Genomic DNA, 12,753 nt, shown 5'->3' on the forward strand with positions numbered 1-12,753 from the left:
TTCGCGCCCCAGCGCAGGGCAAGCCTGCTCGCCACACGTGTTCGAGCTTCTATCAAATGTTTAAGGAGTTTTTGTGGACGAGAAACAACGTTATGCCGATGGCCTGCAAGTGCGTCGCGAAGTGCTGGGCGATGCCCATGTCGACCGCAGCCTCAATGCCCTGACCGAGTTCAACAGCGAGTTCCAGGAAATGATCACCCGCCACGCCTGGGGTGATATCTGGACCCGCCCCGGCCTGCCTCGGCATACCCGCAGCCTGATCACCATCGCCATGTTGATCGGCATGAATCGTAGTGAAGAATTAAAACTTCACCTGCGTGCCGCCGCCAGCAACGGCGTGACACGCGCCGAGATCAAGGAAGTGCTGATGCAGAGCGCGATCTACTGCGGGATACCGGCAGCCAATGCGACGTTCCACTTGGCCGAGTCGGTGTGGGATGAGCTGGGCGTCGAGTCACGGGAGTCGGTTTGATCAACCCACTCCCTCGCTCAATACCCCTCAGGTGTAGGTAGTGCGTAACGGACGGCGCATCTCCTCTCGAAACCCATTTTCGGAAAACGGCTTGGGGTTTGTTGTACTCGGTTCGGCCGCGGGGTGACCTACAAAATTAAATGGCTGAGCAACGGTAAACAGTCCTACGGCTTGCCGTTCATCATTGGGTTCACCGTCGGGGTTCTCCCGTATGGCGGTGCTGCCTGCGAGGAACGTTCCCGAGGCGCCATTATAGGCGTGGGCCATTTCGTGATAGAGGGCGTTGACGGGTGCGCTGTCTGCATCCAGCGAATACGAGGGGTTGTATTGTATCTGCGCACCCGTTGCGACGGCGCCAGCTTGTTGGTGTGTGATGAAGCCTTGGGCCGCAGGTGCCAGCGTATCCATAGAGTGACCTGCTTCGAGGTGGTTGCGAATGGCCGCATTACTGAAGTAGTAGCTGCCGTTGTCCTCCGTCAATTCAGTAATGCGTACCGGGGAATCATTCCGCTGAGCTGCGGCGTCGGCAGTACCGAGCATTCTCTTGCCTTGCCGGGATATTCTTAGCAGCTCCATATCGTCTTCTACGTTTTGTACGAACTCGGCAGAGCCCTCAATCACATAGCCACTTTTGCCCACCTCGCTGTGTTGCGTGTGAACGCGCTGGGAGCCCGGGGTACGATGAACCTCGTCCGACGGTTTGGCGTAGATGACGGTATTGTCGTTATCAGACCTGACGATGTTTTTGTCGCGCCCGGTGTAAATTGTGGCGGGGCCATTTGCGACGATCAGGTTTTCACCTTTGCCACCGTGCAGGACTGTCGGGATTTGAGTGTCGTTGCGCGTGACAATCATGAAGTCGTGACCGTCGCCGCCGTCCATGAACAGGCGACGATCAGCCGAGCCTTTTCCTGCCTGCATACGGTCATTGCCATTGTTGCCTTTCAGGACACCGTTCCCGGTGCCGGCGATCAACACGTCATTGCCATCGTTACCGAATGCGATGCCGTCGCCGCTCCCAAGCTTGAGCATATCGTTCCCCGCACCGCCATAGAGGCGGGTGTCTCCTGCGCCGGCACGCGCGTAATCATTGCCGGCGCCGAGCTCGATGCGAATGGCGTTTTTAACTTCAGGATCGATCAGAACACAATCGTCGCCCCCGTTGGTCCTGATGCGTAAGGGTTGCGATTCACTGCCGTCAGGGGACGTCAGCAGGTTCAGTTGATAGGGCTTATTGTTGATGGTCGCGATCAGACTATGACCCGGGCCTTTTTTAATGGTTACCTTGTCGGCACGGTTACCGGTCTCGATTACAAGTTCGTTGGAGGACGAGCCTATCGGCTTGCCGTTTTCGCTCATGTAGGCGATTTCCTGGTAGAACTTCACGTGCTTGTCGTGTCGCAATACGTCGGTGTTGATGTATTTTTTTTGGGTACTGTCCAGCGGATGCTGATCGGGAGTGAGTTTGGAATGCGAGGATAGGTATAGAAAATCTATCGGTCTGTCGCGCCCCACGTAGTAGGAACGCCGGGCACTGATCTCAATGGGCGCTTGCGATGCTGTTGGCGTTGTATCCGGGAGGGCAATCGAATGCTGATTAAGCGATGGCGAAGTGACGTTCATGGGATTCTCTTTTTTATTGACGTCCCTATGTGTGTTGGCGGCGTGAACTTGAGTTCCCCATGAGCGGCAAGCGCAAGTAGCAGCAAATATAACCGGTCGTCGCAGAGCGCCTAATGCGAGTCCGCATCCCACACCCAGTTCCACACCCCCGGCAGATGCACTACTTCATTCATATCCTTGACTGTGCGTGCCAACGCTGCGCGTTCCAGCGTGGCGTGGTCGGTGTAGAACGGCTCGGCTGCGACCTTCATGCCATTGATCCGAGCGCTGTCCATCAGGATTTGCAAGTACTCCTGCATGTGTCGCGCGGTGTAACGGTTGATATCGTGGAAGGTCACCACCACGGGTATCACGCCGTCCACCGTTGGCAGTTCGCCCAGAGCAATGCGTTCGCGCACCACAGACAGTTGCCGATACAAGTTCGCTCGCCGGCGTGGGCTGCCATTGAAACCCCAGATTTTTCCGTCATTGGCACTCAGGTCAGTCAGCAGCACATGCATGCCGTGGCGCTGGTAGGCGGCGAAGGTGCGCCGGTCGTAGTTCCAGAAGGGTGGGCGTACCAGCGTGGGCGCAGTGCCAGTGATCGACGCAATGTCGGCTGCGCCCTCGGTGAGGGTGCTTTCCAGCTCGGCGTCATTGAGCCAACGGTGGTTGGTGTGAAACGCCGTGGCTGTGTGAAAGGCCAACACATGCCCGGCGGCGTATTCGCGCTCCATGGTCTTGCGACCCCGCAGGCTGCCACCGGAGCGGGACGCTTCGGTCTGCAGGAAAAATACCGCCTTGATGCCCGGCAGTATCGGGTTGTGCAGCAAATCGGCCATCACTGACCGGCTGGGGTTGTTATAACCCGAGGCGCTGGGGCCGTCATCGAAGGTCAACAAAAAGCGGATGGGCGCCTGAGCCTGCAAGCGTTGCGCCGTCTGCGGCGTCAGGACGACAGGTGCGCCGATGCAGCCGCAAAGGCTCAGAGCCAGGACCAGCATGGCGAAGAATTTCATGGTGTGCATGCGCTCGAATAGAGGCCGCTGCTGGGCGGATCAGCAGCGGCAGGCGCGCACCATACAGTAAGTCCGACGCTGGTTTACAGCAGACTTATCGGGTAGCTGACGATCAACCGGTTCTCATCAAATTCGTTGTTGCTGTAATCACGACGCATCGTGGAGTTGCGCCAGCGCACATTGAGGTTCCTGAAGGTGCCGCTTTGCACCGTATAGCCCACTTCGCTCTCGCGCCCCCATTCCTTGCCGTCGGTGATGGTGCCGGTATGCACGTTGCTACCGCTGATATAACGGTTCATCAAAGTCAGGCCAGGTATGCCCAGCGCGGCGAAGTTGTAGTCGTGGCGCACTTGCCAGGACTTTTCCTGGGCGTTGTCGTAGCTGGAGTTATAGCTGTCGTTGGCCAGGGTGCCGCCGCTGGTGCCGTTGACGCGCATCCAGGCACTGTTGCCGGTGAGTTTTTGCAGGCCGACATAGAAGGTGTTGCCGCCGTAACGGGCGGAGAACAGGCCGGACCAGGTCTTGTTGTCCAAGTCACCTGCCCGGGCGCTGCCGTCGTCCTTGCCGTAGAAAAAGCCGAGGTTGGCGCCCAGGGTCCAGTCGCCTATGGGCTGGCTATGGATCAGGTTGATGTATTGCTGGCTGTAGATGTCCTTGAGCTGGGCATTCCACACGCCGACTTGGGTGCGTTTGTCGTTGAACGCGTATTCACCGCCCTGGAAGTTGAAACGGTCGGAGGTGAAGGCCGTTTTACCGACCATCGACATGTCGGTCATGCTGCTGTCGTCGCGTGGGCTGTTGGCGCGGAACTGGCCGCCATAGAGGGTCAGGCCGTCGATCTCCTTTGAGGTGATCTGCCCGCCACGCAGGGTTTGCGGCAGGGAGCGGCCGTCGTCCGAGCGCAAAATCGGCAGCACCGGCATCCATTCGCCGACCTTGACTTCGGTCTTGGAGATTCGCGCCTTGAACGCGACCCCAAGACGCCCGAAGTTATCCGCCGGGCGGCCGTCGCGGTCCAGCGGCAATAGCTGGGTGCCGCCGGTGCCGCGCCCGCCATCGAGCTTTTGCGAGTACATGCCCAATACATCCACACCGAAACCCACCGTGCCCTGGGTGAAGCCGGAGCGGGCATCGAGGATAAAACTCTGCGTCCACTCCTGCGCGCCACCCTGGGTTTTGGTCGGGTTGGTGTAATTGCGGTTGAAGAAGAAGTTGCGCAGGTTGAGGTTGGCGCTGGCGTCTTCGAGAAAGCCGTGTTCTTCGGCGGCGACGGGCAGGGCAAGGCTGGCGACAGCGGTTGCCAGCAATAGCTGGCGCGGGCGGAACGTGCTCATGGTGTTGGACCTGTTGTTATTGGGTTTATGCAGGTGCCGGCCATGGTGAGGGGCGGTGCGGGAGCGATGAAAGTAGGGTAGGGCGGGTTGTGGGCGATGATCGAACGCAAGTTGCGGGCCAGCGCACTACGCTCAGGCCCGATCTTCTTGTTACCGTTTTGGCAGGTCGATATGTGTCCATGGCACAGTTGGCAGGTAATGCTGCGCGACGATGATCACCGCCACCATCACCACCAGGAATACCACTTGCAGCGGGCTCCAGAAGGCCCAATGCAGACCATTGAGCCACGGATAGTTGAGGCTTTTCTCACCCATGTGGCCGATGCGTTTGCTGTGCAGCAGGTTGATCAGCAGCATCCCGGCATAAGTAATCGCCCCCAGAATCCCCAGCATCAGCCCGCACGCCACGAGCATGGCCAATTGCGGGATGCCGTGGCGTAACACCAGCCAATACTGGTTGGGGTTGACGCGCTTAGGGATCAAATACTGGCTCAGCCACAGGTCCGCAACCATAAAGGACGAACTCATCCAGACCCACACCTGCGTGATCCGAAAGAAAACCGCGGCCGGCAAGATCGCCAATACCACTAAGATGAGTACGACCCCGAAGTCCAGCTCTTCGGTTTGAACGTGAGCGAGGTTCAGGACAGCGGCCAAGGCAAAGATCGCCCAGAGCCGGATAAGCACTTGGACGTAAATCGGTCGTGGGACGAATTTGCGCCAGAAGAACAGGTCGCTTTGGGGCAGGCGTTCGATCAACTGCGGATAACGCCAGGTCAGGGTTTCGCCCAGATGCTGGCAGGCGTTCCATTCGTTTTGGCCAAACGTGCCGATGATGCTCATCTGTTGGGTGGCGGTCATGGGCGTGAGCAACAAGCGCGCGGCCAGGGCGTCGGCGCTGGTGCGCCGGGTGTCCTGGGCTTTGTCTTGGAGGTTGATATAAAAGCTTTCCTGCTCGCAACGCGACACCAAGCCACGCCACATCCACTCAGGTTCCGGGTACACGCCTTTCTGGTCGTCCCAGCCAAAGGCCTGGCACACGCGTTCAAACAGCGGCACGCTCCATTGGGTGTCGTGCAGCAGTTGCAGAATAATGCGCTGCCACTGTTGCTGCTGATCGAACACCCGCAGCCAGGCTTGCTCGTTGTAGTGCGTCAGTTGGGTGATGAACTCGCGCTCGGCCTTTTGCTCCAGCAGTTCCTGCAAGGTGCGGCGGTAGTCCTGCAGCAGCTCGCTGGTGAGGGCTTCGTGCTGCCACGGGGTCATCACCACCTGTTGCCAGGGCGTCAGCCATTCCAGGTGTTGCATCGCCCAACCGGCAATTGCACTGCGCTCGCCGGGGGCTTCAAAGCAGTGGCGCAGCAGGCCGGCCTGGAATGTTTCTTCGCAGCTCTGCTGTTGGGCCTGGGCCCAGCGTTCATCGAGGTTGTGCAGGTTCACGCCGGCGAGCAGCGCGTGGGCCGGGTCGGGCTTTGGCGCTTCAAACGCGGCGGGGCTGAGTGGGCTGATGTTCATCAGCTCGGCGAGGTCATACGCGTTTTTCGCCATGGGCGGTTCGAACGACGCAGGACTCAAGGGGCGAACGTCCATCAGTTCAGCCAGATCGTTGAGATTGCCGTGTGCCTGTTCGGCCATCGGCGCCTCGACGGTTTCCACTTCCTCGTTGTCGGCCCGCCAGCGCGCGATGTTCAGCGCCTGTTCATAGGCCTCGCGCAGGCGCTGGAAACCCTCGGCGTCATCGTCCGGGCGGCAGCTTTTCAGCAGTCGCGCGTAGGTGCGCTTGATGGTCCGTTCGTCGGCATCGTCTGCCAGTTGCAACACTGTCCAACAGTCCATGTGGATTTCCTTCAGCGCCAGAACCCGTTATCGAGTTGCTCAAGTTGTCGGGTCAGCTCGCTGCGGGCCTCACGGATGCGGCGTTCGTCCTGGGTGTCGAGCACTTGCTGGAACTGCGCGGCCCAGTGTCCGAGTTGCTCACGCAATTCGCCGAGGTTTTCCTGGTAGAGCCGCTCGAGGCGGGCGGTCAGCACGGTGTTGACCTGCTGGTCGCGCGGGTGAATTTTCAACAATGCCAACGCTTGCAGGCGTTGCTGGATCTCTTGCGGGCTGAGCACGCCGGGGTTGTTCTCGATCACCAGCGAGTGCTGCTCGCCGGTCAGCGGAATGTTCACCTGAGCTTCGAGCAAACCGTTGTTGTCGTAGGTGAAGCGCACGTCCAGCGAGACTTCGCCAGCCTTGCGCTTGGGCACGGGGATTTCCAACTGGCCCAGTTCGATATTGTCTTTCACCAGGCGACTTTCGCCTTGGTAAATTTTCAGCAGCACGCGGGGCTGGTCGTCGTAGAGCGTGACCACGCTTTTGACCCGGCTCACCGGCACGCTGCTGTTGCGTTCGATCAACGGCAGGTAATGCCCGCTCTCGATATGGCCGCCGTACTGGTTCGAGGTTTCGATACCCAGGGTGTAGGGGCAGACGTCGGTCAGCACGATTTCTTCCAGCGCCGCCGAGCGGGCCTTGAGCGCGGCCTGGATCGCCGCGCCGTGGGCGACCACCTGGTCCGGGTCGAGGCTGATGGACGGGAAACGCCCGAACAAACCTGCGGCCAGTTTGCGCACCAGCGGCATGCGCGTGGTGCCGCCGACCAGCAGGATTTCATCGAGGTCGCCGACCCGAATCCGTGCGTCGCGCAGGGCGCGTTCAATCGGTGCGCGCAGGCGTTCCAACAACGGCGTGTAGAGCTTGGCGAGTTCGGCCTGGGTGATGGTTGTGACCCACTGTTGGCCATCTATACGCAGGGCGAACTCGGCGCTGTCGTCCTGACCCAAGGCTTTGCGCACGCGCTCGGCTTCGCGGCGCAGGGCTTGCAATACACTGCTGGTGGGCGGGAAACCCTGGGCATTGCGCTGGCTGTCGACGAAGTGTTCCAGCAACAACGTGTCGAAGTCTTCGCCGCCCAGGAAGTTGTCGCCGGCGCTGGCGCGTACTTCCATCACACCGTCGAACAGCTCGATGATCGACACGTCAAAGGTGCCGCCGCCGAGGTCGAACACCAGGAACGAGGTTTCCTTGTCACGCTGGTGCAAGCCATAAGCCAAGGCGGCGGCGGTGGGTTCGTTGATCAGTTTTTCAACATTGAGCCCCGCCAGTTCACCGGCAATGCGCGTGGCTTTGCGCTGGCCGTCGCTGAAGTAGGCGGGCACGCTGATCACTGCTTCGGTGACGGTTTGGCCGTAGGTGCGCTCGATGTCTTCTTTGAGGCTTTTGAGGACCAGCGCCGACAGCTCTTCGGGGCGGAACGAGCGGTCGCCCAGGCGCACTTCGGTGGCACTGCCCATGTAGCGCTTGAACAGCGACGTGGTCAGGAGTGGGTGAGTATGCAGGCGTTCCTTGGCGGCTTGGCCCACCAGGATACGGCCTTGATCATCCAGGCCGACCACGCTGGGGGTCAGCAACTGGCCAAGCGCATTGGGCACCATTTCGGCCGCATCGCCGCGCCACACGGCGGCCAGGCTATTGGTCGTCCCCAGGTCGATTCCTACGATCATTACGACAAGCTCCCTCTGTGGTCTGTAAGAATCTGTTACTAATTTTACCCTGAAAGGTTGAAGGGAAGGCAAGCCAGCGCCCACCTTTGATTCGCGCTGATTAACGACATGGCAAAAAAAAACCGCTTCCGGTAAGGGAAGCGGTTTTATCTACATCAGCACGATCAGAACAACTTCAGCGCCGGTGCTTCTTCTTTCAACGGCTCGTTCTTCGCGGTCTGCTCGTTCCAGCCGCCGCCGAGGGCCTTGTACAAGTTGACCTCGCTGTTGAGCTGCGCCAGGCGGTCGGTGATCAGCGATTGCTGGGCACTGAACAGTTGGCGCTGGGCGTCGAGGAAGGTCAGGTTGCTGTCGACACCAATGCGGTAGCGACGCTCGGCCAGGCGGTAGTAATCCTGGTTGGCCGCAACGAAGCCGCGCTGAGCATCCAGCTGCTGCTTGTAGGTCTCGCGGGCGGCGAGGCCGTCGGAGACTTCCTGGAAGCCGGTCTGGATCGCCTTCTCGTAGTTGGCCACGTTGATCTCTTTCTGGATCTTCGAGTAGTCCAGGCTTGCGCGCAGGCTACCGGCGTTGAAGATCGGGATGTTGATCTGCGGGGCAAACGACCAGGTGCCCGAACCGCCTTTGAACAGGCCACCCAGGGTAGGGCTGGCGGTACCGGCGCTGGCAGTCAGGCTGATGCTCGGGAAGAACGCAGCACGGGCCGCGCCGATATTGGCGTTGGCGGCCTTGAGGTTGTACTCGGCCTGCACAATGTCGGGACGACGTTGCAGCAGGTCCGAGGGCAACCCGGCAGGCACTTCGCTGAGCAGGTCATCCGACAGCGGCTTGCTGGTGATATTGGCTGGCAGGCCAGTGCCCAGCAACAGGGTCAGGCTGTTTTCGTCCTGTGCCACCTGACGCGTATAGCGCGCCAATTGAACACGGGCGTTTTCCACCGAGGTGCGTGCCTGGCTGAGGTCGAGGGCCGAGGCCACGCCGACTTCGTTGCTGCGCGAGGTCAGCTTGAAGCTCTGCTCAAACGCGCCGAGGGTGTCCTGGGTCAGCTTGAGCAGTTCCTTGTCGGCCTGCCAGGTCAGGTAGGCATTCGCCACACTGGCCACCAGGCTGATCTGGGTGCTGCGCCGCGCTTCTTCAGTGGCGAAGTACTTTTGCAGCGCTTCTTCACTCAGGCTGCGCACGCGGCCGAACAGGTCCAGCTCATACGAACTGATACCCAGGCCGGCCGAGTACTGGCTGGAGATGCTCGATTCGCCGGTCTGTGACAACTTGGCCGGGGTGCGCGAGCGGCTGCCGCTGCCGGTGGCCGAAACCGCCGGGAACAGGTCGGCACGCTGGATCTGATACTGCGCCGCATAAGCGTCGATGTTCAGGGCAGCGACACGCAGGTCACGGTTGTTGACCAACGCGGTCTGGATCAGCTGTTGCAGGGCAGGGTCATGGAAAAACTGCTTCCAGCCTTGCTCGGCAGCGGCCTGGCTCGGCGCCTGGGCCGACGAGTACGCCGGCCCCTGCGGGAACTGGGCTGCTACCGGCGCTTCAGGGCGCTGGTAGTCAGGGATCAGCGAGCAGCCACTGAGCACGAATGCGGTGACGGCTAAGGAAAGTAGCGACTTGCTCATTGGCCAGCCTCTTTAGGAGTTTCAGTAGTGTCTTTCTTTTTGCGTTCGCCAGCGGCGGATACAGTTGCGTAGAACAGCGGCACCCAGAAGATCGCCAGCACAGTGGCCGTGATCATACCGCCGATCACGCCGGTACCGATCGCATGCTGGCTGCCTGAGCCGGCGCCCGTGGAGATCGCCAGCGGCAATACGCCGAGCATGAACGCCAACGAGGTCATGATGATCGGGCGCAGACGCATGCGGGACGCTTCGATAGCCGCCTCGACGATGCCTTTGCCTTGCTCATGCAGCTCTTTGGCGAACTCCACGATGAGGATGGCGTTTTTCGCCGCCAGGCCCACCGTCACCAACAGGCCCACCTGGAAGAACACGTCGTTGGACAAGCCGCGCAGGCTGGTGGCGATCAACGCACCGATCACCCCTAAAGGTACCACCAGAATCACCGCGATCGGGATCGACCAGCTTTCGTACAGTGCCGCCAGGCACAGGAACACTACCAGCAGCGACAGTGCGTACAGCGCTGGCGCCTGGGAGCCGGAAAGGCGCTCTTCGTACGACAGGCCTGTCCAGGCATAACCAACACCGGCCGGCAGTTCTTTGGCAATGCGTTCGACTTCGGCCATTGCATCACCGGTACTGTAGCCAGGTGCCGGGGTACCGAGGATTTCCATCGCCGCTACACCGTTGTAGCGCGAAAGCTTGGGCGAACCGTAGATCCACTTGCCCGACGAGATGGCCGACAGCGGCACCATTTTCCCGTCGTTGCTGCGCACGTACCATTTGTCCAGGTCTTCCGGCGACATGCGGCTGGCGGCGTCACCTTGTACATACACCTTTTTCACGCGACCACGGTCGATGAAGTCGTTGATGTAGCTGCCACCCAAGGCAATGGCCAGTGTCTGCTGGATATCCGCTAGGCTGATGCCCTGGGCACTGGCCTTCTCGTCGTCAACGGTCAGCTCGTACTGCGGCTCGTCGTTCACGCCGTTAGGACGTACGCCGGCCAGCACCTTGCTTTGTGCCGCCGCACCCAGGAACTGGTTACGTGCAGCCATCAGCTTGTCGTGGCCGACGCCACCCTGGTCTTGCAGGAACACGTCGAAACCAGTGGCGTTACCCAGCTCCAGTACCGAAGGCGGCACGATGGCGAAGACCATGGCGTCCTTGAAGGCCCCGAAGAAGTAACCCTGGGCACGCTTGGCCACTTCGAACACCGATTGGGTAGAGTCACGCTCATCCCACGGCTTGAGCATCACGAATGCAAGCCCCGAGCTCTGGCCACGACCGGCGAAGTTAAAGCCGTTCACGGTAAACACCGACTTCACCGCCTTGCCTTCGCCTGGCTCGCCTTCCTTGTCGTTCAGCAGGAAGGCGCGCATGTCGTCGACGACTTTTTGCGTGCGCTCAGCCGAAGCACCGACCGGAGTCTGCACCTGGGCGAAGATCACACCCTGGTCTTCCTCAGGCAGGAACGCGCTTGGAATACGGGTGAACATCCAGATCATGCCGGCCAGGATCAGCGCATACACCAGGAATGCCGGAATCTTGTGCTTGATCATGCCGCCCACGCCGCGCTCGTACTTGAGTACGCCACGGTCGAAGGTGCGGTTGAACCAGCCAAAGAAGCCGCGCTTGGGCTGGCCGTGTTTTTCCGGATCAATCGGCTTGAGCATGGTGGCGCACAAAGCCGGGGTGAAGATCAGGGCAACCATTACCGACAAGGCCATCGCCGAAACGATGGTGATGGAGAACTGCCGGTAGATCACACCAGTGGAACCACCGAAAAACGCCATCGGCAGCAGTACCGCCGACAGTACCAGGGCAATACCCACCAGGGCGCCCTGGATCTGGCCCATGGACTTGATCGTCGCTTCCTTGGGCGACAGGTGCTCCTCGGCCATCACCCGTTCGACGTTTTCCACCACGACGATGGCATCGTCCACCAGCAAGCCGATGGCCAGGATCATGCCGAACATGGTCAGGGTGTTGATGGTGAAACCGCACGCCGCCAGGATCCCGAAGGTACCCAGCAATACCACCGGTACGGTCATGGTGGTGATGATGGTGGCACGGAAGTTCTGCAGGAACAGGAACATCACCAGGAACACCAGCACGATCGCTTCGACCAGGGTGTGAACCACACCGGAGATCGATTCGGTCACTACCGGGGTGGTGTCATATGGCACCACCGCCTTCATGCCAGGCGGGAAGAACGGCTCCAGGGACTTCACTGTTTCGCGGATGGCCTTGCCGGTGTCCAGTGCGTTGGCACCGGCCGCCAGCTTGATCGCCATACCCGAAGCCGGCTTGCCGTTGAACTGCGCACTGATGCTGTAGTTCTGGCCGCCCAGTTCGATGCGTGCGAGGTCACCCAGGCGAACCTGCGAGCCGTCGGTGTTCACCTTCATCAGGATCTTGGCGAATTCCTCGGTGCTTTGCAGGCGCGTCTTGCCGATGATCGTGGCGTTCAGCTGGGTGCCGGGCAGGGCAGGCAGGCCGCCCAATTGGCCGGTGGCCACCTGCACGTTCTGGGCCTTGATGGCATTGCTGACGTCCACTGGCGTGAGCTGGTAGTTGTTCAGCTTGGCCGGGTCGAGCCAGATACGCATGGCGTACTGCGAACCGAACACCTGGAAGTCACCCACCCCCGCGGTACGGGAGATCGGGTCCTGGATGTTGGACACGATGTAGTTGGAGAGGTCGTCCTTGGTCATGCTGCCGTCTTCCGACACCAGACCGATCACCATCAGGAAGTTCTTCACCGACTTGGTCACGCGGATACCCTGTTGCTGCACTTCTTGCGGCAGCAGTGGGGTCGCCAGGTTCAGCTTGTTCTGTACCTGGACCTGGGCGATATCCGGGTTGGTACCCTGGTTGAACGTCACGGTGATGGTCATGCTGCCGTCGGAGTTACTGTCCGAGGAGACATAACGCAGGTTGTCGATACCGTTGAGCTGTTGTTCGATCACCTGCACCACGGTGTCCTGCACGGTTTGTGCGGACGCGCCTGGGTAGGTCACCTGGATGTCGATGGCGGTCGGCGCAATGGCCGGGTATTGGTTGATGGGCAACTTCAGGATCGAGAGTGCCCCGACCAGCATGATCACCAGGGCAATTACCCAGGCGAAAATGGGACGGTCGATAAAAAATTTCGACATG

At 60.2% G+C, this 12,753-nt stretch carries 8 protein-coding genes; 1 reads left to right on the forward strand and 7 read right to left on the reverse strand.

Going from position 1 to position 12,753, the window contains the following annotated elements; translation table 11 throughout:
- Positions 1–73 precede the first annotated feature (73 nt).
- Complete coding sequence (pcaC, locus tag HU759_RS07860) at positions 74–472, forward strand: 4-carboxymuconolactone decarboxylase (RefSeq protein WP_017137238.1); 399 nt, start codon at positions 74–76, stop codon at positions 470–472.
- A gap of 27 nt (positions 473–499) precedes the next feature.
- On the opposite strand, the gene HU759_RS07865 is transcribed toward pcaC, so the two are convergent.
- The 7 genes from HU759_RS07865 to HU759_RS07895 all read right to left on the reverse strand — a co-directional run bounded on the left by HU759_RS07865 (position 500) and on the right by HU759_RS07895 (position 12,752).
- Positions 500–2,095 carry a M91 family zinc metallopeptidase gene (locus HU759_RS07865; RefSeq protein WP_186616822.1) on the reverse strand — a complete coding sequence of 532 codons (1,596 nt, stop codon included), beginning with the start codon at positions 2,093–2,095 and terminating at the stop codon, positions 500–502.
- 110 nt (positions 2,096–2,205) lie between these two features.
- Complete coding sequence (locus HU759_RS07870; RefSeq protein WP_017137240.1) at positions 2,206–3,093, reverse strand: polysaccharide deacetylase family protein; 888 nt, start codon at positions 3,091–3,093, stop codon at positions 2,206–2,208.
- 83 nt (positions 3,094–3,176) lie between these two features.
- Entirely contained in the window at positions 3,177–4,427 is a 1,251-nt protein-coding gene (locus HU759_RS07875; protein WP_186616823.1) for an OprD family porin, read from the reverse strand.
- Positions 4,428–4,577: 150 nt separating this feature from the next.
- Complete coding sequence (locus tag HU759_RS07880) at positions 4,578–6,263, reverse strand: J domain-containing protein (RefSeq protein ID WP_169985448.1); 1,686 nt, start codon at positions 6,261–6,263, stop codon at positions 4,578–4,580.
- An 11-nt stretch (positions 6,264–6,274) separates the two neighbouring features.
- Positions 6,275–7,972 carry a molecular chaperone HscC gene (locus HU759_RS07885; protein ID WP_017137245.1) on the reverse strand — a complete coding sequence of 566 codons (1,698 nt, stop codon included), beginning with the start codon at positions 7,970–7,972 and terminating at the stop codon, positions 6,275–6,277.
- A gap of 164 nt (positions 7,973–8,136) precedes the next feature.
- Complete coding sequence (adeC, locus tag HU759_RS07890; RefSeq protein WP_017137246.1) at positions 8,137–9,594, reverse strand: AdeC/AdeK/OprM family multidrug efflux complex outer membrane factor; 1,458 nt, start codon at positions 9,592–9,594, stop codon at positions 8,137–8,139.
- A complete protein-coding gene (locus tag HU759_RS07895; RefSeq protein ID WP_017137247.1) occupies positions 9,591–12,752 on the reverse strand; it encodes an efflux RND transporter permease subunit in 3,162 nt (1,053 codons plus the stop codon). Before HU759_RS07895 ends, adeC begins: the two co-directional genes overlap by 4 nt.
- Position 12,753 lies beyond the last annotated feature (1 nt).

Source organism: Pseudomonas sp. OE 28.3 (assembly GCF_014268205.2).
Classification (GTDB): Bacteria; Pseudomonadota; Gammaproteobacteria; order Pseudomonadales; family Pseudomonadaceae; genus Aquipseudomonas; species Aquipseudomonas edaphica.